General features: G+C 34.9%; 16 protein-coding genes. 7 read left to right on the forward strand and 9 right to left on the reverse strand.

Annotation, left to right across the window (positions count from 1 at the left end; genetic code table 11):
- Positions 1 to 18: 18 nt before the first annotated feature.
- Entirely contained in the window at positions 19 to 630 is a 612-nt protein-coding gene (locus tag MJQ71_RS16075; RefSeq protein ID WP_238807678.1) for a Uma2 family endonuclease, read from the reverse strand.
- A 209-nt stretch (positions 631 to 839) separates the two neighbouring features.
- Between MJQ71_RS16075 and xylA the strand changes: the two genes are divergently transcribed.
- Complete coding sequence (gene xylA / locus MJQ71_RS16080; protein WP_238807679.1) at positions 840 to 2,180, forward strand: xylose isomerase; 1,341 nt, start codon at positions 840 to 842, stop codon at positions 2,178 to 2,180.
- A gap of 61 nt (positions 2,181 to 2,241) precedes the next feature.
- Here xylA and MJQ71_RS16085 read toward each other — a convergent pair whose 3' ends face one another.
- Positions 2,242 to 4,296, reverse strand: coding sequence for a tetratricopeptide repeat protein (locus tag MJQ71_RS16085; RefSeq protein ID WP_238807681.1), 2,055 nt, complete (start codon positions 4,294 to 4,296; stop codon positions 2,242 to 2,244).
- A 299-nt stretch (positions 4,297 to 4,595) separates the two neighbouring features.
- Here MJQ71_RS16085 and MJQ71_RS16090 point away from each other — a divergent pair, with 299 nt between their 5' ends.
- The 5 genes from MJQ71_RS16090 to MJQ71_RS16110 all read left to right on the forward strand — a co-directional run bounded on the left by MJQ71_RS16090 (position 4,596) and on the right by MJQ71_RS16110 (position 9,923).
- Entirely contained in the window at positions 4,596 to 6,320 is a 1,725-nt protein-coding gene (locus MJQ71_RS16090; protein WP_238807684.1) for a tetratricopeptide repeat protein, read from the forward strand.
- Positions 6,321 to 6,368: 48 nt separating this feature from the next.
- Complete coding sequence (lolB1, locus tag MJQ71_RS16095) at positions 6,369 to 7,199, forward strand: lipoprotein insertase outer membrane protein LolB1 (RefSeq protein ID WP_238807685.1); 831 nt, start codon at positions 6,369 to 6,371, stop codon at positions 7,197 to 7,199.
- A gap of 70 nt (positions 7,200 to 7,269) precedes the next feature.
- On the forward strand, positions 7,270 to 8,550 hold the full coding sequence (locus MJQ71_RS16100; RefSeq protein ID WP_238807687.1) for a murein hydrolase activator EnvC family protein: 1,281 nt from the start codon (positions 7,270 to 7,272) through the stop codon (positions 8,548 to 8,550).
- A 48-nt stretch (positions 8,551 to 8,598) separates the two neighbouring features.
- Positions 8,599 to 9,414, forward strand: a complete 816-nt coding sequence (panB, locus tag MJQ71_RS16105) for a 3-methyl-2-oxobutanoate hydroxymethyltransferase (RefSeq protein ID WP_238807690.1) — start codon at positions 8,599 to 8,601, stop codon at positions 9,412 to 9,414.
- Positions 9,415 to 9,530: 116 nt separating this feature from the next.
- Positions 9,531 to 9,923, forward strand: a complete 393-nt coding sequence (locus MJQ71_RS16110) for a MerC domain-containing protein (protein ID WP_238807692.1) — start codon at positions 9,531 to 9,533, stop codon at positions 9,921 to 9,923.
- Between the two features lie 2 nt (positions 9,924 to 9,925).
- On the opposite strand, the gene MJQ71_RS16115 is transcribed toward MJQ71_RS16110, so the two are convergent.
- The 5 genes from MJQ71_RS16115 to MJQ71_RS16135 all read right to left on the reverse strand — a co-directional run bounded on the left by MJQ71_RS16115 (position 9,926) and on the right by MJQ71_RS16135 (position 16,953).
- Positions 9,926 to 10,768 (reverse strand): Rossmann-fold NAD(P)-binding domain-containing protein, encoded by an 843-nt coding sequence (locus MJQ71_RS16115; protein ID WP_238807693.1) that lies wholly within the window; start codon positions 10,766 to 10,768, stop codon positions 9,926 to 9,928.
- A complete protein-coding gene (locus MJQ71_RS16120) occupies positions 10,765 to 11,643 on the reverse strand; it encodes a glycosyltransferase family 2 protein (RefSeq protein WP_238807694.1) in 879 nt (292 codons plus the stop codon). Before MJQ71_RS16120 ends, MJQ71_RS16115 begins: the two co-directional genes overlap by 4 nt.
- Before the next feature lie 64 nt (positions 11,644 to 11,707).
- On the reverse strand, positions 11,708 to 13,231 hold the full coding sequence (locus tag MJQ71_RS16125) for a lipopolysaccharide biosynthesis protein (protein ID WP_238807695.1): 1,524 nt from the start codon (positions 13,229 to 13,231) through the stop codon (positions 11,708 to 11,710).
- Between the two features lie 135 nt (positions 13,232 to 13,366).
- Entirely contained in the window at positions 13,367 to 14,431 is a 1,065-nt protein-coding gene (locus MJQ71_RS16130; RefSeq protein ID WP_238807696.1) for a DUF4249 domain-containing protein, read from the reverse strand.
- Entirely contained in the window at positions 14,431 to 16,953 is a 2,523-nt protein-coding gene (locus MJQ71_RS16135; RefSeq protein WP_238807697.1) for a TonB-dependent receptor, read from the reverse strand. The genes MJQ71_RS16130 and MJQ71_RS16135 overlap by 1 nt, the downstream gene beginning before the upstream one ends.
- A 212-nt stretch (positions 16,954 to 17,165) precedes the next feature.
- Between MJQ71_RS16135 and MJQ71_RS16140 the strand changes: the two genes are divergently transcribed.
- On the forward strand, positions 17,166 to 17,756 hold the full coding sequence (locus MJQ71_RS16140) for a hypothetical protein (RefSeq protein WP_238807699.1): 591 nt from the start codon (positions 17,166 to 17,168) through the stop codon (positions 17,754 to 17,756).
- Here MJQ71_RS16140 and MJQ71_RS16145 read toward each other — a convergent pair whose 3' ends face one another.
- The gene (locus MJQ71_RS16145; protein WP_238807701.1) at positions 17,757 to 19,283 is read right to left on the reverse strand and encodes an FG-GAP repeat domain-containing protein; all 1,527 of its coding nucleotides are present in this window, start codon (positions 19,281 to 19,283) and stop codon (positions 17,757 to 17,759) included.
- A 68-nt stretch (positions 19,284 to 19,351) separates the two neighbouring features.
- Entirely contained in the window at positions 19,352 to 22,696 is a 3,345-nt protein-coding gene (locus MJQ71_RS16150; protein ID WP_238807703.1) for a VCBS repeat-containing protein, read from the reverse strand.
- Positions 22,697 to 22,702 lie beyond the last annotated feature (6 nt).

Raw genomic sequence — 22,702 nt, forward strand, 5'->3', positions numbered from 1 at the left:
TAAGTATAAATAGATGATTTAACCTTTCAAATAATCACTTTCTTTATCTTCATCTCGAATTTCGATTGCTTCATAAATGTCTGATAAAGAAAGTGTTAGATTAAGTTTTTGAAAGCTGATGATGTCTTCTTTGTTTTCATAAATATCATATAACCAAGAGGATGAATCATCAAAGCGGCTATATAATTCTACCAAATGTTCATACTGTGAAACAATCAAGTAATATTGCAAAGAAGGAATTGTTTTATAACGTCTTAATTTAAAAATCCTATCATGCGACATAGTAGATTTTGATAAAACCTCTACAATCAAAATCGGATTCTTTATTAAATATTCTGCATTTGAATCTTCTTTGTCACAAGTCAACATGACATCAGGGTAGGGGTAATAATAACGTTTAATTACCTCCAATTTTACGCTTTCAACTAAGATTTTACAGCCCTTTGGACGAAATTCTGTACGTAATTTACCCGCAATATTCTGCACTATTTCATTATGATTCAACGAGGTTCCAGCCATTGCAAAAACTTCTCCATCAAAATATTCATGGCGAATTTCGCTTTGCTCCTCCATTGCAAAATATTCCTCAACGGTAATATATTGCTTCTTCGTTTTCTCTAATGTACTCATATTTCAAGTATTTTTATCAAAATTAATTCTTTTCAAGCAAAAACAATATCAAAAGTTTATTTCGATTTCCAATCAATAATTATACTTATCTTGTAATCTTTATAATCGTGCTAAAAATAATTATTTAAAATTAATTGTAAAATTGACACTTAATAATTTACTTCGCACCAGATATTTAATCTTTAGAACGATTTCAAAACATCAAAACCATGTCGAAGCTTAACATCACTCTTGGTCAGAAAGAGTATTTTCCATTCATAAAAAACGCAGTTGCTTACGAAGGAAAAGAATCAAATAACTATTTAGCATTCAAATTTTATGATGCAAATCGTATAGTTGCTGGTAAAACAATGGCAGAACACCTTCGTTTTGCAACAGCTTACTGGCATACATTCTGTGGTAATGGTGGCGACCCATTTGGCCCAGGAACTAAAGTTTTTCCTTGGGATTTGGCCAAAACACCGATGGATGCAGCTAAAGATAAATTGGATGCAGCATTTGAGTTTATGACAAAATTAGGAACTCCTTATTATTGTTTCCATGATATTGATATTGCTCCAGAAGGAAATTCTCAAGCTGAGTTTGAAAAAAATGTTCAAGAAATAGCTGCTTTAGCCAAATTGAAGCAACAAGAAAGTGGCGTAAAATTGCTTTGGGGAACTGCCAATTTGTTTTCGCACAAACGTTACATGAACGGTGCGTCGACTAATCCTGATTTTTCGGTAGTTGCTCACGGTGGTTTTCAAGTAAAAAATGCAATTGATGCAACGATTGCATTGGGTGGTGAAGGTTACGTATTTTGGGGAGGTCGTGAAGGCTATATGTCGTTGTTGAATACAAATACCAAAAAAGAAATTGACCATTTAGCTCAATTCCTGACAATTTCTCGTGATTATGCCCGTAAACAAGGTTTTACAGGTAAATTCTACATCGAGCCAAAACCATGTGAGCCATCGAAACACCAATACGATTATGACGCTCAAACAGTTATTGGTTTCTTGCGTAACTATGGTTTAGACAAAGATTTCCAATTAAATGTTGAGGTAAATCATGCTACTTTGGCTGGACATACCTTTGCTCATGAGCTTCAAATGGCTGCTGATGCGGGCATGTTAGGAAGTATTGACGCTAACCGTGGTGATTATCAAAATGGTTGGGATACTGACCAATTTCCAGTTGATTTGTTTGAATTGACGGAAGCAATGTTAGTGATTTTGGAAGCAGGTGGCCTTGTAACTGGTGGAGTAAACTTCGATGCTAAAACGCGTAGAAATTCAACAGACTTAGAAGATATTTTCATTGCTCACATTGCTGGTATGGATGCTTTTGCTCGTGCTTTATTGATAGCGAATGATATCCTTGAAAAATCAGAATACAAGAAACTCCGTGCCAATCGTTATGCTTCATTTAATAGCGGTGATGGTGCTTTGTACGAAGCTGGAAAATTAAGCTTAGAAGATTTACATCGTATTGCATTAGCCAACGGCGAACCGCAACAAATCAGTGGTAAACAAGAGTTATTCGAAATGATTATTAATCAGTATATCTAATCGTTTTGAGATAAAGTTGAAATAAAGAATCCCTGATAAAGTTATCAGGGATTCTTTGTTTTTAATATTTTACGCCGTTTTTCTCTAAAATACCTTTGGCATTGGCATTGCCTTCTCGAGCAGATTTTATGTACCATTCGGTAGCGGTTTTTATATCTCCACGAGAAACATAATTGATACCAATATTGTATTCATACTCGCCTGTATTATCTTTTAATGCACCTTTTTTCCAGTATTCGATTGCATTTTGGTCTTGTTTTAGCTCAACGAAAGTAACGCCAATATTGCGGTAAGCAGTCAAATAATCTGGGTTTTTCTCAATTAATGCTTGTAATTCTTTGATTTCTTGGTCAAATTTTTTCTCTTTTCGATAAGTAAACGAATGATTGAGATAAGCATCCCACAAGTCGGGCTGTAATTTTATTGCTTCATCGAAAGCCTTTCTGGCATCGTCAAATTTTTCAGTTCCAGTCAAAGCTAAACCATATACATTCCAATATTCTGCATTTTTGGGTTCGTTGGTGACAGCATCATAGTAATATTTTTCGGCGTTTGTCATATCTCCTAATCTATAATAGGCTGTTGCAAAAAGCCAATTTGTTCGGTTAGATTTTGGTAAATATTGGCTTGCACGCTCAAAATATTTAAGAGCAGTTTTATAATCGCCTTCGTCTAAAAACATTGAGCCAATTGTTCGGCAAACATCTCCATTTTTAAAACCACCTTCATCGGCACGAATAAGGTATTGTTTTGAGGTTGGAAATTCTTTTTGTTCCAAATAATACCATCCTAAATTACTCAAAATCATGGCGTCGTTTGGATATTCTTTATCGGCATCAGCAAACAAAGCAAGACCGTTTTTCCAAGTACCAGCTTGTTTGTAAGAAAGTCCGCAAAGAACCAAGACCAATACGCCAAAGATGGGTAAAATAGCCTTTGTTTTAAGGTATAATTTGCTGAAAATCAAGCCAATCAAAAACAATGGGCCAATCGAAGAAAGGTAATAATAACGGTCGGCAACCAACGCACTACCGACAGGTAAAATTTGCAGAACTGTCGAAACTGCAATTGTAAAAAATGCACCTGCCCACCATATACGTTTGTCTTTTCGGCCAAACCAAAACAAAGCACCAATTAGGATAATTGCACCTAAAAATGCCAATGAATAAGTGCTAGGAAGATTACCGTTGAGCTTGGTAGGATAGGGATAAAAAGCAAAAAGTTTGAAAGGAACAACTGTTTTTACCCAATAAAAGCAAAAAGAATAAGCAACCATTAAAGTGCGTTCGCCAGTTGTATAAGCATTCCCAATTACGGTTGAAGCGTCAGCCCCTGCGTCTTTTTGTGCGTGTGTGGCTAGGTAGGCAAAAATAAACGTAATGATAAAATAAGGTATTTTATTCAAGAAAAGCTGTAAATTAATCGGCTTTTTCAAGAAACAGTAGTCTGTAATTATAAGCAAAGCTGGCAAAACAACCGCCATCCCTTTCGACATACAAGAAGCCAAGAAAAGTAATATTGAAGCAATGTACCATTTCATGTCTTTGGTATCGTCAAACTTCAAATAATACCACATTGACAAAAGCAAAAACAAGGTATAAAGCACATCTTTTCGTTCTGCTGCCCAAGCAACTGATTCAACATGAAGCGGATGAATAGCAAAGAGCATTGAAGTAAAAAGTGACACCAAAAAATTGCCGTTTAGTTTTTGCAAAAGTCTAAAAACCAACCAGCTATTAACCGTATGTAAAATAAGGTTATCGAGGTGATAAAGCCATGTTTGTTCTTTAACGAGAGCATATTCGATGGCAAAAGAAAGTACCGTAAATGGATGATAATTACCAACAACGTAATCTGTAAAGATGGCTTTTAAGTCAAAATTCTTCACTAAATCATTGAGCAAAATATAAGGTTTATCGTCCCAAACAAATTGGTTTTGCCAAACTGGAATGTAACTTACAAAAATAAGTAAAGCAAAAATTGCAGGAAGCCATCGAGTTATACTTTGCTCTTGTTGGAAGCTAAGTGCTTGATTATTAGATATTTGTTCGGCTTTTACTTGCGAAACGACCTCTTTCTTGGGTACTTGTTTGGCTTGTGGTTTTTGTTTTGCCATTTTTAAGGGTTATTATTAGGTTACACAAAAATATTTCAATTATCTTGCCAAAACAAGTAGTTACTATTGGCAAACTTTGCTTTTGATTTGATTGATATTATATTTTTTGTAGGAATCAACTGATTTGAAGCTCTCACCAGATTCATTTGTATAATTGAAGTACCAAAAGAATGCCTCGAATATAGCTATTTTATCAGGAAAAATTAAGAACTTTGACTATTCTTTGGCAAGAATCTTGCGTCATTAAGTGGTAATATTTTGTGTTTTTTAGCGTTTTAATTGCTACATAAAAATCAACAATGAAGTTTAAACAGATAATATATATTGCCTTACTTGCTTTGCCGATTTATTCGGTAGCTCAGAAAAACAAAAAAACTGAGAATGAAGGCATTTCAGAAAAAGAGTTAAAAGCAGAAGCATATTTCGTTGAAGGAATGAAATATTATATCGCCGAAACTTATGATAAGGCTATTGCTTTATTCAAGAAAGCGGCCGAAGGAAATCCAACGAGTGCAGGTGTAAATTTTATGCTGGCGAAATCTTTTTTTGCCACAAATGACCTTGCGAATGCTACGATTTACAGCGAAAAAGCCCTCAAAATAGATGATGAGAACAAGTTTTATCGCAAGCTTTTAGGCGAAATTTATACGAAGCAAAAAAGATACAAAGAAGCAGCTTCGATGTACGAAAAACTCGCAGATAAATTCCCGCAAGATGTTGATAATTATCTTGAATTATCCAATGTTTATATCCTGCAAGAAAAATTTTCGGATGCGGTTGAAATTTATAACAAAATTGAGCGAACCATCGGTGTAAGTGAAGAAATTACGCACCAAAAACAATTGATTTATCTAAAGCAAAATAAGTTAGAAAAAGCCATCGAAGAAGGCGATCGCCTGATTGCTTCCGAGCCAACCGAACCCGAATATGTTGTACAACAAGCCCAAATTCTGATTTCAAATGAACGTTATGAACAAGCAATAAAGATGCTTCAAGGTTCGCTGAAGAAAAATCCAGACTTTGCCGAAGCACACGTATTGTTGGCAGAAATTTACCGAAAACAAAATGAGTTAGAAAAATGTAACGAAGAACTTCAAGTTGCTTTTTCTAACAAAAACCTAGCTGTTGAAGTAAAATTCAAAATTTTGAGTAGTTATATGCTCATGATGAAAGATGACAACAGCGATAAAACATTAGAAAATCTCCTAAATTTGACGCAAGAATTAGTCAAACAATCGCCAAATGAAGCGAAAGGGTATGTCGTTTTGGGTGATTTGTTGATGAAAAAAGGAGAAATGGCAACCGCACGAAATAATTATGTAAAATCAACACTGTATGATAAATCAGTTTTTGAAGTTTGGTTGGCAATAGTTGAACTGGATGCAAAACTGAACCATATTGATAGTTTGGCGAAACATTCGGAAGAGGCGATTGAGTATTTTCCGAATCAATCATTTTTTTGGTACCATAACGGCTTTGCAAATTTTGCCAAAAAAGATTACGATAAAGCCATTTCATCGCTCGAAGAAGCTCGAAATTTAGCCGTTGATAATCCAGAATTGGCTAAGCACATCAATGCTCTTTTGGGTGATGCTTATAACGAACTAAAAAAATATATAAAGTCGGACGAGGCTTATGAAGCAGTTTTGAAATCCGACCCTGATTATGAACACGTGTTGAATAATTATAGTTATTATCTTTCATTAAGAAAAGATAAACTCAGCCGTGCTGTGCAGTTGTCCACTCGTTTAACCGATAAATTTGGCGATAACGCAACCTATCTCGACACACATGCTTGGGTGCTTTATACGATGAAAGAATACCAAAAATCACGTGAGTTTTTGGAGAGAGCAATCAATCAAAGTACTGGCGTTAGTGGAACAATCATTGAGCATTATGGAGATGTTTTGTATCAACTTGGCGAAAAAGCAAAAGCTTTAGAACAATGGAAAAAAGCCCGTCAAATGGGAGAAAACAGCCAAAGTATTGATAAAAAAATTCAATCGGGACAGTTGATAGAATAAAAAAAGTACTTTAAATTATAAAAATCGTCGATAAAAATACCCCATAAAATGTCAAAATACTCTTTTCTTATTTTTAGCGTTTTTATATTATTTTCAGCCTCTTCTTGCAAACGTCATAAATTGCACAAGAAAGAAATTGTTGTGGTCGATACATTAACTTCTGAAGTAGTTAAAATTGAAACACCGATTGAACAACCTAAAGTTGAAGCACCAGTTGTTGTAAAAATTGACGTCAATCCTGCGGAAATCGACTTTAAATATTTGAACCTTAAATCGAAGGTTAATTTTTCATCAGGAGGTGAAGAGCAAAGTTTTCCAGTAAATATTCATATCAAAAAAGATAGTATTATTTGGTTGTCAATTGTGGTTGGTTTAGAAGGAGCGAGAGGGATTATTACCAAAGACTCGGTTATTTTTTTAGACCGCCTTCGTAGAACTTATTACAAATACGATTTTGTGAGTTTGAGTAAACAGTTCAATTTCAATATCAATTATGACCTTGTTCAATCTATTTTGATTGGAAATATGCCACTCAAGAAACGAGAATTTGATGAAGTTTTGAAGCAAGAAGGCGGTTTTCTAGTCAAACAAAAAGAAGGATTTGTGTCGGTCGAAAACTTTATTGCCGAACCATCCTTGAAACTCCAAAAAGTGAATGCCAGCGATTCGACAGGTGGCAGTAAAATGGAGATTAATTATGCTAATTTCTTGTCTATCAGCGAATTGTTGATTCCGCAGGAAATAAAAGCGAATATTGATGCCCCAAAAAATGGTCAAAATATCCAAACTACAATCAATTTACAACACAATAAAATCGAGATTCTTGACCAAAGTCCAGGTTTTTTGTTTAGCATTCCCAAATCGTATTTGCCCAAATAATTCTTTAATATCAGCAGGTGTGTGAAAAAAATGGATGAATGCTGTTGCTGAATATGAATATTTCCCCAAAATGACTTTTAAAACATTAACATATTTGCTGGTTTGGGTTTCAGTGCTTAGTATTTTTACGAGTACTGATGCTTTTGCTCAACGTAAGAAAAAAAGCCGAGCCCAACTCGAAAGTGAAAAAAGACGAAATCTTGAAAAAATTGCCGAAACCAAGCAAGCTTTAGAAAGTACACAAGAAAAGAAAGAAGTAACCGTTGGAAAAATAAAGGCAATAAAGGAGCAAATTTCGTCGCAAGAAGAGCAAATTGGACTCATGGAACAGGATATGGAGCTGATTGACATGGAAATGCAAGATATTATTGGAGCAAAAAATAATCTCGAACAAAAACTTGATACGCTTCAAAAAGAATATGCTGCAATGCTTTATAGTGCATCAAAAGCAAGTGGAAAAATCAATAAATTAAGCTTTTTATTCTCTTCTTCATCGTTCAATGATTTGATAATGAGGTATAAATATTTACAGCAATATACCGATAATCGAAAGTCTCAATTAGCTCAAATTGCAAAAGTAGTGGCTTTACTTCGAGAACGACAATCGAATTTGGAAGGCAAGAAATCGGATAAAAAACGAATTATTTCTGCAAAATTAACAGAAGCACAATACCTCGAACAACTCAAAAATCGTCAAACAGAGATGGTTGGTGAGTTGTCGAAAAAAGAAAAAGATTTGAGAAATGAAATTGAAGCTACCAAAAAATCGGTGAATCGTTTGGAAGCATCTATTGCCAATGTAGTTGCTCGAGAAATTGCCCGAAAAAATCGAGAAAGAGAATTAAAACAAGACAGAGATGCGAAATTAGCTAAAAGTAAACCCCAAAAACGAATAAACGAGAAGCCCAAAAAAGACCTTGATGATAAAGATGCAGCTTTGGGTAGATCTTTTGCAGCTTCAAGAACTCGTTTGCCTTGGCCAGTTCAACGAGGATTTATTTCAGATAGATTTGGTATAAAAGAGCATCCAGTTTTGAACGGTGTTTTGATAAATAATAATGGAATTGATATTCAGACTTCAACCAATGCAACTGTTCGTTCGGTATATGCTGGCGAAGTAAAAGATATTACTGAAATTCCTGGTCTTGGCAATGTAGTACTGATTCAACACGGAGAATATTTTACGGTTTATGCTAATCTTCGTCAAATATTTTTAAAAATTGGGCAAAAAGTAGCTTCTAAAGAAACCATTGGCACTGCTGGAGAATCTGGCGGGGCAACGGAAATCAACTTCCAAATTTGGCATAATAGCGAGCATTTAAACCCCGAAGGGTGGCTTATTCCAAGGTAAATTTTTGATCTAACTTTCTTAATTATTAATTACAATTCTCAAAGATAAATGTCTGTACATAATGAAATTAAGCGTGTAACAACGCATACGCTACAAGAACTTAAACGTAAAGGCGAAAAAATTGCTTGCTTGACATCCTATGATTATTCAATGGCAAAAATCGTTGACGCGGCAGGTGTGGAGTTGATTTTAGTGGGAGATTCGGCTTCAAATGTGATGGCTGGTTATGAAACAACTTTACCAATTACGCTCGATAATATGATTTATCACGCCCAAGCGGTAGTAAAAGGTGTAAAAAGAGCATTGGTTGTAGTCGATTTGCCGTTTGGTTCTTACCAAGGCAATTCCGAAGAAGCTTTGCGTTCGGCTATCAGAATTATGAAAGAATCGGGTGGACATGCAGTAAAACTAGAAGGTGGAATAGAAATTAAAGAGTCAATTGAGCGGATTTTGAGTGCAGGAATTCCGGTGATGGGACATTTAGGATTGACGCCTCAATCTATTTATAAATTCGGCACTTATGCTGTGCGAGCCAAAGAAGATGAAGAAGCTGAACAATTGATGGCAAATGCCAAAATGCTTGACGAAGTTGGCTGTTTTGGAATGGTTTTAGAGAAAATTCCTGCCATATTAGCAAAAAAGGTAACTGAATCAGTCAATATCCCAACCATTGGTATTGGTGCAGGAAATGGCTGTGATGGACAAATTTTAGTAGTACACGATATGCTAGGAATTAATAATGATTTTTCACCTCGATTCTTGCGTCGTTATGCAGATTTGCATGCTATTATGACCGAAGCCGTAATCAATTATACCAAAGACGTAAAATCCTCTGATTTCCCAAGCACAAAGGAATCGTACTGAAAATAATAATTTTTTAAACTTGAACCAATTTATTTGCAATGATGTTGCATTATCGTACCTTTGCATCATTATTAGGCGGAGCTACGCTTGTAAATACGAACATGGATTAAGTTTTTATGCGAAAAATATTCACTCATTACCATACACTCAATAAAGTTGGCTTGTGGCTTTCAATCCTTTGCACGATTCATTGTTTGGCAATGCCATTTTTGATGACAGCACTTCCGTTTTTGGGACAAAATTTTTTAAGTGAGAAATCTGAAATTTATTTGATTGGCATCAGTGCAATCTTGGCTGTTTTTTTATTGATAAAAGATTACCGAAATCATCAAAATCCTTTGCCACTTCGGCTCTTGAGTATTGCGTTGGTGTTCAATTTTTCGGGTTTATTTCTAGTAAAAGGCATTTATGAAGTTCTTTTTAACGTAATCGGGGCATTGTCAATGGCTTCGGCTTATTGGGTAAACTGGAATTCTCACCGAAGAGCCTGCCATAGCCATTCGCATTAATTTTAAACAATTCTTTTGTAAAAATAATCAAGTGGATTTTCGTAGATAAAACTATATTTAGAGTAATCAATCCATTTTTTTGGACTAATTATTTTGAATGGTTGTAACTCACTAGGTAGCACAAATTCAGGCATTTCAAAACCTAATTCTTCACAATTTTTAGCGTAAATTTCTTTTCTTGTCGGATGAATAGGTGAAACAATATTGAATGTTTCGTTCCAAATGTTTTGTTCAATAATTGTCTCTACGATTCCAATTACATCGTCACGATGAATATAATTTACTTGAATTTGTCCAGTGGTTAACCCTTTCCAACCCGAAAAATATTTTGCAGGAATTCGCTCGTAACCCATTAGCCCACCACAGCGTAAAATTGTAAGGTTAATCTCATGAAAAGTACAAAATTCCTTCAATAAATTCTCAGCTTTTACCATCGTCGGGCTTGCCGATTGTTCGGGAGTTGTGACATCTTCCTCAAAAATTTCTCGATTTAACTCTGGATAAACTGAGGTTGAACTTACATAAATAATGTTTTTAGTAGAATACATTTTTACAAGTTGTAAAAATTCGCTTATTTGTTCTACATGGGCATCAACTTTTTGTAAACTGGTGCGTGGCGGAATATTTATCAAAAGGGTTTCTGTATTTAAGAAGTTATCCACATTTTCGCCAACAACTTGTGGATTAAGTTGAATACGAAAAGACTCAATACCATTTTTTGTTAAAATAGATAGCTTTTCTTCATTAGTTGTGCTTCCTTTTACGGTATATCCTTTATCTGAGAAATGTTTACCAAGTGGTAATCCCAACCAACCACAACCCAAAATACTTATTGATTTATTCATTTGTTTGCCTCGTTTTTCTGCTTTTCTTCGTTTTCAATCTCAAAAATCTTCACATCTACCACAAATCTAAACCAAAGTGCTTGCAGGAAATGAAAAATCATTCCTTCTTTGCCGTCCAAAATACCTAGTTGAATAAAATATCGGTGAAAAAAATAGAGGAATGGTCGAACAAAAAGAGGCATATCCCACCAAATTTTCTTTAAAAAAGCTATTCTTTGGTCAGGATTTCCAAAAAAATCAGGTTTAATGGTTTGATTGCGTAATTGTTTTTTTCGTTCAATTTCTTCACGTGCTACTTGATCACTGTATTTATTATGTTTTTCAATCCAAAAACTAATTCGGTTTTCCTTGAGATTTTCTTCTTTTAAATAACCTTTGTCCCAAACAATATTTTTGCCTTCAGCCACGAACCGATGATCCATATTTTCGTTTAAGTCCGAAAAGCCGACGCCAGTACGAAACATTTTCATTAGAAATTTCGGAAAATACCCACCATGTTTGAGCCAACGTCCTTTAAAGTAGTTTTTTCGATTGAAGAAAATTCCATTGACATCCGAAGGTAGATTTTTGTCCTTAAAATCTTTCAATAAAGCTAATAATTCGGGTAAAACGATATGGTCAGAATCAAGCCCAATTGTCCATGGAGTTTTTACTGGAAAGTTTTTTAAAGCAAAATCCCATTGTTTTGGATGATTTTCAAACTTATTATATTTCACGGTCGCACCATAGTTAGCCGCAATTTCGAGCGTTTTATCAGTACTTCCCGAATCTAAAATAAACGTTTCGGCATTGAGTTCTTTGATTGACTCAAGCAATCGTGGAAGGTGCTGTTCTTCGTTAAAAGATATGATGATAAAAGAAAATTCGGTGTTCATTTTTTAGTAATTCAAAGTGACAAAAGCACATAGTTTTGGATAATGAAAGTACTTAAATGAAATATTATTCGGTACTTTTATGTTTTGGTTTTCCTTTGAAATTGATTCCTAAACTTTTTCTTTCCAAAAAAATGATTCCCGAAAGAAATAATATACTCAACAAAATATGGAATGGAACAGCTAAATAAGGGTTTTCGATTTTGAATTGCCAAGAAGCATAAATCAACACCGCAGCAACAATGAGATAAATACTTACTGATTTTAATTCATAAGGAATAGGGTAATATTTTTGACCATAATAGTAACATAAAATCATCATAACAAACGATGAAAAAGCAAACGTAACCGCACAACCTACGTAGCCCAAAATCGGAATAAGAATAATATTTAGAATGACCGTCAGAACCATCCCGATAATGGTAAAATAAGTGCCAAAATGCGTTTTATCGCTTAATTTAAACCACATTGATATGTTTTGGTAAACTCCGATGAATAAGTTTGCTAATAGCAAAATCGGCACAACGATAATTCCAGAACGGTAGTTTTTACCCAAAATTAAGCTAATCAAATCAATGTTGATACTCACACCAACCCAAATCAAAATACAAGCAATCGTAAACCATTTGGTGGCTAAAGCGAGCATAGAAGGGGAGTTTTTATCTTCTGCTTTCGAGAAAAAAAACGGGTCGGCCGCATAACGGTAGGCTTGCACAACAAGCAACATGAAAATTGATAATTTATAAACATTGGCGTAAATACTAAAAGCGGCTTTGGTACTTAAACCCTCATAAAAACCTTCAGGAAGAATTTCGCTGAACATTAGTCGGTCGGCTGTTTGGTTGATTGCTCCTGCCAGGCCCATAATGAGTAGGGGATAGGCGTAAATTAGAACAGGTTTGAATTTTTGAAAATCAAAAGAAAATTTGAAATCTATAAACTCTCGCCACAAAAGCAAAATTGTTATTAAACTTGCAATGAAATTTGCCCAAACGATATAATCTGGCCCGACGGCAGGGTTGTAGAAAAAGTCTGCAAATGGTTTCCACGTTGGTAAGAAAAGGCCTTCATGGATATATTTACAAAACATTAAATAAAAGGCATTTAGCCCAATATTGATAAAAATATTACTTAATCGAATGAAAACGAAACGTTTTGCTCTACTTTCTGCTCGTAATTTCACAAACGCAATCGCTGCAATGGCATCAGTTGCCAAAATTATTGCAAACCAAACGATTAACCTTTCTTTTCCTGGAAAACCCATCCAATTGATAATTGGTGTAGCGAAAAAATAGATAACGGTAGAAAAGATTAGACTCGTCAGAATGATGTATGAGAGTATCAAGTTATAATATTCTTGTCGATTTTCTTTTTTGTTGGCATAGCGAAAAAACGCAGTTTCCATGCCATAAGTATAAAGAATATTTAGCAAAACGACATAAACGTAGAGTTGATTATTGTCGGCTAATAATCGAGGCTGCTCAAAAACACGTGTATGAACAGCCACCAAAAGCCAATTTAAAAATCGTCCTGCAATACTACTGATTCCGTAGAGAGCTGTATCGCTCGCTAATTTTTTTACTACGCTCATATTTTAGTCAATGGTCTTTGACCATAGTCCATAGATTAACCTTGTTTCAAATTTCCTGCAATTTCAGTACTTGTGTAGTTATTTGCAAGTAATTGCATGATAATCAACAAATCAATCAATAGCTGGCGTACGTTTTTAGAATATTTTAGGCAAGTTATAACCGATGTTATAATCTATAAAACCAGCTTTTTGACAATCCCAAAGTGGGGCATCTTTATGGCGGATGTTATGAAAATCAGCATAAAACTGTACTTTTTGAAGTATTTCGCTCGTAATTGAGTTATAACGATCAACCGTTAGGCGTTGTCTCAAAACGCCACCTACCTGAAAAAGACCCAAAACCTCCTGATTTGCTCTGTTGGTACATTTCAAATTGCCGATAATTTGTGCTGGAATTTTATCAAAAAGCCCACCGCCGATTATTCTTTGGTCTTCTTGGCGTTTCCAATAAGTGTAAGTTTCTTTTGAAACAGAATAAACATCAAGTTGTACAATCCAATCGGGAAAATCGTATAGATTTACGCTACCGAGTTCGATAGGAATATTTTTTCCGTTCACCAAAAAGTCATTTACCAATAAAGGTTGTGTATTGAGCGGAGCTCGCCAACATTTTGAGTAACAGATAGGTACTGGAGCAGGCGGTGGTGGTGGTGCGGGGCAAGTTGTCAGAAATTGGATAAAATCTTGACGTTTGATGAAATAATAATCTTCGGTTTCTTTAGAGTCTTTGATAGAAGCTTTTAAGTCAAATCGCATATCTTCAACATTATCCGCATTGATAAATTTATGTGTAAATTCACTCAATGGCGTCGGTGTTTTTAGCTCTTCGAGTGTTGATTCTATTTCAATTCCATCGGAAGTTTTGATTTTTAATTGATATTTCTGATTGGGAATTCCTTTAAATAATGGACTTGTTTGATAATATCCACCACTTATTTCGGTAAGTTGAGTGATATTTCCTAATCCATCAATGATTTTTACGTCAGCATTTTTTATGGCATCTCCTTGAAATGCGGTTATATCGTAAGGAGAGTATGAAGTTGTATGATTGATTCTTACAGAATATGGGCCATTTTGGTTTGTTATTTCTCCGTAAACAACAATTGCTGTACTCAGATTTTTGGTTTGAAAGTTATCAATTTCTGTTTCACACGAAAAAAATAACGAACAGAGTATGAGGAAAAAGGCTATTTTTTTCATTAAAATTTAAAGTTATAGGTTAAAGATGGAATAGCAGCTCCTAAAACAGAGAGTTTGTAGGTTCGAGCCAAGTTTCGCAAACCTGTTGAAGATTTGAAATAAATGGAATAAACATTCTGACGATTCAGAATATTGTAAATCGAGAAATTCCAACTGCCGTTCATTTTACTTTTCTCTTTTGGGTCGAGAGTAATACCTAAATCTAACCTAAAATAATCAGGTATTCGTTCGGCATTCCTGAGCGTAAAGCTTGGTGACGCATAACCATCCAATGTTTCTTGAATCGTAGCATTATCCAAGAAAACATAGGTTTGTCCATTATAAACGTAGCTCTTTTTATCTAATCCTTGTCTAGGATTTAAGCCATTGGCAACCATGTAATCATAAACATCGTTGTAAGCATAGATTTTATAGCGACCATTGGGGTAAGTAATCGGTCGGCCAGTATTGTAAGTAAAATTGGCATTGAACGAAATCCGTTTTGTCCAACGATTATTTAAGACAAATTTTATGTTATGTGGAGAATCAAAATTTGCAGGAAATCTCAAACCAAAGTTTGCAGCAGTTTGGTTTTCATTGGCTTGGATTTGACGGAAAGTTCGTGCATAAGTATATGAAATCCAGCCAGTTAGCTTTTTTCCACGAGATTTTTTGATAAAAAACTCAGCTCCGTAGGCATAACCCTTTCCAACGATAAGCTGGGTTTCGACCGTTGGATTTAGATAAAGTGCTGCTCCATCAACGTAATCAATAACATTTTTGAGGTTTTTGTAATAAACTTCGACGGAAGTTTCAAAAGTATTATTTTGGGCATTATTGAAGTTTTTGAATACACCAATCGAAAATTGGTCAGCAATTTGTTGAGGCAATTGGCTGTTGCTGTTTTTCCAAATATCTGCTGGAGAAATTGCCATTGTATTTGAAAGTAAGTGCATAAATTGCTGCATTCGATTGAAACCAATTTTGATAGACAAACTCGAATCCATTTTAAAAGCCAATGAAAAACGAGGCTCAAAACCGCCGTAAGATTTGATTACTGAGCCTTTTTTATAAGTCAAAGTATCAATAATCGTCGAAATTTCTCTTGGTTTACCAGACTGATAATTATAATAATCTCCTGGACCAACAAGCTGATAAAAAGCATATCGAAGGCCATAATCAATGCTTAGTTTCGGACTTAAAGTTAGGCTATGACCCGCATAAATCGACATTTCTCTTGATTGCTGAACAGGCATTCGGAATACTTCGATAATTGATTGTTCGGCATTCGGTAACAAACTTCCTGCATCATTTTTGTAAATACTAAAATCACCTCCAAAATCAAATTTATTTTTATTTGATAATTCGTAACTCAAATCCTCTCGAATTGATTTTTGAGTAATTGATGGTTGCCAGTTATACTCAAATTGTGGTTTTAGTCCTTTTATTCCGTATTGATATTTGCTCAGAAATGCGGTAAAATTATGAGAAATTTTAGCTCCAATCAGAGCATTATGTTTAAAGTTGATATTACGGGTATTCCAATAATAGAGTGTATCTTGGGCAAATTTAAAAGCATCATTACTTGTATAAGCTGCCACTGAAATTCGCTGGTTTTTTCCGAATCTATGCGTAATTTTTGCGTTAATATCATAAAAATTAGCTTTACTGTTTTTTAAAGATTCATTATTGAAGTATTTCAAGTAAAAGTCTGATAATGAAGCTCTTGCACCAATAATGATTGAGGTTTTTCCTTTAAAAATTGGACCTTCAAGAAGTAAACGACTCGAAATTGGGCCAACACCACCTTGTAAACTCCATTTATCAAAATTGCCTTCTTTCAGTCTTACGTCTAACACCGAAGATGCTCTGCCACCATACATAGATGGAATTCCTCCTTTGAAAAGACTCACATCTTGTACCATATCGGCATTAAAACCCGTAAAAAAACCAAATAAATGAGAGGTGTTAAAAAGTGGAATACCGTCTAAAAGTACCAAATTTTGGTCAACATTTCCGCCCCTAACATTGAACCCTGAAGCTCCTTCACCAACGGTTGTTACACCTGGCAAAAGCATGATACTACGGATAACGTCGGCTTCGCCCATGAGTGTGGGTAATTTTTTCATGGTTTTGCCTGATATTTTTTCAACACCCATGATTGTTCGATTAACGTTTGCATCCGCTTTTTCAGCCGTAATTACCACTTCATCGAGCAAACGAGGCACTTTATCCAAAACAACATCAAATTTAGTGTCTTTATTAAGCGTAAATCTTTCGATTTTAATTTTGTAACCCAACATTCTTACAACAATCTGATAAGATGTGGCTGGAAGAAATATGGAAAAATTTCCTGACGAATCTGTCTGTGTACCGAAAGTTAATCCAGAAAAGAGAATATTAGCATTTTCAAGAGGCATGCCATTTTCAGCATCTTTTACTGTTCCTGTAAGCAAAAAACTTTTTTTTTGAGAGAAGGAATCTTGTGTAGCAAAAGTTATGGCAATAGAAATAAGGTAGAATAGTAGTAAGCTTTTTTTCATTTATAGGTTTTTGTATTTTCAATGGCAAAGATAGAGAAATCTTGTGGTTTGTGGCGTTAAAATAGAAGAACGGCAAGTAATGAACGACGGATATGGAGAGAAATGCGATAATTTGGCGTTTAACTTAACTTTCATTAACATAGATTAGGTTTCTTTAACAGCCAAGAGTGTTAATTAAGCCGTAGTTTTGAGGCAAACAAAAAATCAAAACTATGAAACTTATCAGCTACGTTCTTACAATTATGGCACTAGGCATTTTGGGTTATGTTTTCCTACAAAAAAACAAACAAGAGAATATTGAAAAAGAAAAATTTCTTTCCAATATAAAAGCAGGACGAAAATCGTTTGACGAAGCAAATTGGATGAGTCCGCTAAGTGTGAGAGAAAATGACTCGATTAGGTTTAATAAAGATTCAGTGATTGATGTCAGAAGTGGGAAAGTTTATGCAAATGCAGCATTAATGGATACGTCTCATATTTTCTTGAATTTTTGGCATAAAGGGACTGAAAATAGCGAAACTCAATTGATTGATATTGAGCAGTTTTACCTAAAATACAAAAATAAAATCAGATTTTTGGTACTAAGTAATGATAGTCTTACCACTGCACGAAAATACCTCAAAAACGAATCATTATCTGTGCCGTTTTATGTATTTAAAAATGGACGTTTTCCTGCTGATTTGGAGGTTTTTCCCATAAGTCATCTAAAAGTGAATAGAAAAACCGCCTTTTACTATGCAGGCATTGGCTATTTTGATAATAAAAACTTTTACAGTTATATTGATAGTGTATTAGCGAAGTGATTATTTTGTCTTGTTTCGCAAAATTACTAATCCACTTCCTTGTTTCCAAGCTTGGTCGAAACCTGCGGGAAATTTAGCCACTGCATGGCTTCCCAATACTAAATCAATGTCGCCATCATGGTCTATATCGGCTGCGTCCATAACGCTCCATCGACCTAAATGATTGATATTTAGTGTTTTTTGTTTGAAATCTGAGCCAGTATTTTCAAAATAAATAAATCCTTCGAGTGGGCGATGGTCGGTATCAGGAAAAAGGGCGATAGAAACTAAGTCAATATCGCCGTCATTATCAAAATCTCGTGGAATTACTTTTGTAGCCCCATTTTGTTGGAAAAAATGAGTTTGTTCAAATTTAAAGCCTCCTTTGTTAGTGTAAATATAGACTCCATGATAAGGCTTCAAAATTGTTGAAAAATCGGCGTTATCGCCTGCTGTGCAAACAATATCAAGTTTTCCATCTTTATTTATATCTGTAACATCGAATGAACTTGTACCGTAAATCGAAGGAAATCGGAGTAATTGTTTAGCTTCAAAACGAAGATTTCCTTTATTTAGGTACAATATTACCTGTTCGTCGCCTTGAGCAAAAAGTGCTAAAATATCATTGCGTTTATCGCCGTCAAAATCCAAAACGATGGTTTTGGTTGCTCCAGTTTGAGTGCTTAAAACTTGCTTTTGGTATTGATTTTTCGAGTCTTTTTTCCAAATAGAAAGTCCACCAATTTTAAATCCAAATTCGTTGCTAATTAATTCGTCTTCAGGACTTTCATCAATATTTTTAGTAATTACTTCAATTGGGCGATTTAAGTTTGGCAATAATTTATTTGTTTTAGAAAACGAATTATTCCCAAATTCAACTTGTTCTGCCGAGCCATTTACGTCGGGGTTTGCTTGTGTAGTTGTGCCAATGTAAGTCAATAAGTATTGATTTTTTTTCGCATAACTCAAATCAACGTTTGTTAAAGCATTCTGATTTTTGATAGATTGAACAGGGATTCCGTTTTGGTCAAGCATCCAAATTACTCTATTTGATTGGTCGCCAGCAATTATTTTTTGGTTGATGGTATCAAATGATATTGCAGTAAAATTTGGAATTGTTGCTCCTTGAAGTGAAACATTAAGATTCTGAATATCGAATCGTTCGGTGAGTTCTTCCAAATCTTCATATTCTGGCATTTCAAGTGTTTTTGGTGCTTTTGACAAATAATATCGCTTGATTTTCAACCAGTCTTCATCACTTATCATTTGAGAAGATGGTCTCAAAATGGCATAATCAGAAAGAGGTTTTTGTAATTGTCGGATTTCTCTATCAACTCCCATCAAAATACCCATGTAAGGCAAAGTGCTATATTGCCATACATTTTTTGGTAAGAACTCAGGTTTTGGCAATAAATGACAACTCGCACAATAGGTTTGGGCAAGTTTTTCACCTTCGTCTTCTTTGGTTTTACAACTCAATAAAATTGACTCAACGCCAACAATAATGAATAAACTTGCAAGAAACAGGCTTGAGCGGTAGAGTTTCATTTTATTAAAAGTCCCTCTCCTGCGAAGGAGAGGGATTTATGTGAGTTAAAATGCTATTATTGAAGTTTTTACTTCGTTATTTTCTTGAAAATCTGCATTTTATCATTGTTACGAGTGATAAAATAGAGTTTTGTTTTCGGAGTATTCAACGTTTTAATGTCACGTACATCGCCTTCCATCAAGAATCCGTTATCGGTCGGAACTGATGCTTTGAATTGTCCTTTGCCATTCCCTTTCAAAATTAAACCAAAAAATGCATCATATCGTGCTTGGTACATATTTGCACCGCTGAAATTCCCACCAATAATTACATCAAGATTTCCATCGTTATCTACGTCTTCAGTAAATAATGACATCACCTTTGAAACTTGAGCCAAACTTGGAAGAACAGACATCTTAAAAGTTTTGTTTCCTTGATTTTCGAGATAAACAGACTCAAAAGTATTCACGAGTTTTTCTTCAGCATCTTTTAATTCTTTTTTCGTGAATAGTTCATCAATGGTTTTTCCAGCAAAATTTTTGTATTCAACGTATTTTTTATTGATTATACTTGGCATTTGTTTGCCCATTTCGTCTTTGCTATTGACAGGATACCAACGAGAATCGCTACTTTTAACATCTCTATTATATGCCAAAATATGGTCGTTTGCTTTGTTATCGTCAATATCTTTGATGAGCATTTTTAGTTTGCCACCTTCTTCTTTTCTGAATTTAGTATTTGTACCCAAGTTTCCGACTAATAAATCAATATCGCCATCTTTATCAAAATCAGCAGCGGTGACACCGTTCCAAAAACCAGTAAAATCACCCAGTTTATTATCAATTTGTTTGAATTTTCCTTTGTCATTTTCAAACATTTTTATTGGCATCCAATCGCCAACTACGGTTAAATCTTGGTCTCCATCTTTGTCTAAATCCGCCCAAATTGCATCGGTAATCATACCTGATTCACGAACTTCGGGAGCAATATTGGTAGTAACATCGCTAAATTGACCTTTTCCATTATTGACTAAAATGTACGAACGAGGTGATTTTCCGTAATTATAACCAACTACTCGGCCACCAACAAATAAGTCGATATCTCCATCTTTGTCAAAATCACAAGGTCTCACACAAGATTTATTATCGTACATTGGCGGTAAAGCGGTTGTAGATTTACTAAAATTGCCCTTTCCATCATTTATATATAGTCTGTCAAAAAGCTGTGGCATTTTGTCGAAGAATTCATTTCCACCAGAAACCACGTACAAATCTTGGTCTTTGTCGCCATCAGCGTCAAAAAACAAGGCATCAACATCTTCTTGAAGAGAATCTTCCTTGAATGCTGTTTGTGGCGAAGCAACAAATTTATCGCCTTTTTGCAGAAACAATGTACCCGATTGATATTTTGCACCACCAACATAAAAGTCTTCTAAACCATCGCCGTTTACATCACCAACAGCCATTTTTGGGCCGTCAACTGAAACCTTAAATGGAATCAAATTTTCACGATTAAAATCAAAATAAGTGTTTTCTTGATGTACAAAAGGAATATTGATTTGTGAAGTAACTTCTTCAAAGATTGGAGTTGAAGGTACAAAAAATTGATAATTGCTTACCTTGATTTGAGCGTTATTTTCATCTAAAGTCAAGGTTGTATTGATTTTTGGGTTTCTGATTATTTCCATTTTTTCATTTTCCCAAATCACAATCATGGTATCCACTTTTGTCAATTTCCCGATTCCAAAAATCAAGCTCGGTTCAACCGAACTCATAAAACCACGAGTGGGCATCATTTGCTGTAATTGCTCACCATCTGATGTTTTCAAGATAACTTTTGCCCCAACACCGAAGGTATTTTTATCATTTCCTTTGAATTTTACTTTTACGAAATTGTTGTTTAAAAGTTGGCGACTATTATTAAGATATATAGCCGAAGGTTCATTGAGATTGTTGGTAATGAGGTCTAAATCGCCATCATTGTCTAAATCTGCGTAAGCCGCTCCATTAGAAATGCCATTCTCATCAAATCCCCAATTCTGCGATTTATCTTGAAAACGAAGCTCTTTTGTGCCTTTATACAAGTAATTATGCCATTTTCCACTTGGCATTTTGTCGATGGCTTCTTGGTCAAGTTTCTCAGAAGTTGGTAAATTAAAATGTAGTGAATCGCTAGCGATAAACTTCAAATAATCTAAATCGTTTGGTCGTCGAAGAATACCGTTGGTTATAAAAATATCCTTGATTCCGTCTCCATCATAATCTGCTAAAAGTGTACTCCAACTCCAGTCGGTTGCCATTACGCCTGCCGAAGGAGCAATATCGCTAAATTTCTTGCCGCCCATGCTCAACTGTAAGCAATTTCGACTGTATTGATTAAAGTAGCCAAATTGAAGTTTGTAGAGGTAAATATCCAAGGGGTCTTCGCCAACCGATGATTTTTCAACGGCTTCATCTTCTGGATACATATCGAGGGTCATTACGTCTTGATAACCGTCGTTGTTGATGTCGGCAATATCCGAACCCATCGAGAAACGGCTCAAATGTTTGAAGTGCTCTTTCACTTCTTCTTTGAAAGTACCATTTTTTTGATTAATGTAATAATAATCATCTTCATGAAAATCGTTACTTACATAAATATCTTGCCAACCATCGTTGTTCAAATCTGCCACTGAGATACCCAATCCATAGCCCATTGCGGCTTGATAGATCCCTGCTTCTTTGCTAACGTCTTTAAATTTCCCATTATCGTTGCGGTACAGATAATCGCCCGCTTCGTTATCTTTGAGCATTCGGGTATTTACACGGTCGTACGAACGAGAATTATGAACGGCATGATTGAGCAAATACATATCTAAATCTCCATCTTTGTCGAAATCGAAAAATGCAGATTGTGTTGAAAAACCAGTAAAATCTAATCCATACTCATTTGATTTTTCAGTAAATGTTAAATCACCGTTATTGATATAAAGCTCATTAGAGCCTTCTAGCCCTTTATAATTTCCAACGGCACAAACATATATATCGAGCAGACCATCGCCATTGACATCTGCCATAGTAACACCTGTTTTCCAGTCAGAAAATCCTTCGATTCCAGCTTTTGTCGAAATATCTTCAAATTGTGGCGAACCATCTTTTACACCTTTATTTAAGTAAAGTTTGCTTTTCCCTTGATTTGAGACAAAAAATAAATCTGTAAATCCATCATTATTGATATCTCCCGCAGCAACGCCACCACCGTTATAAAAATAAAGATAGTCGAGAATATTGAAGTCTTTTGATTCCTTGATTTGGTTTACAAAATCAATTTTTGTTTGTTCGGGAGAAAGTTTTTTAAATAAAGCCACATCCTCATTCCCTTTTCCAAATTTACAAGAGCTAATAACCAGTGTTGAAATTGTAACAATGCTTAAAAATTTAACTATTGATTTCATATTATT

Origin of the sequence: Emticicia aquatica, from assembly GCF_923079645.1 — a bacterium.
Lineage (GTDB): Bacteria > Bacteroidota > Bacteroidia > Cytophagales > Spirosomataceae > Emticicia > Emticicia aquatica.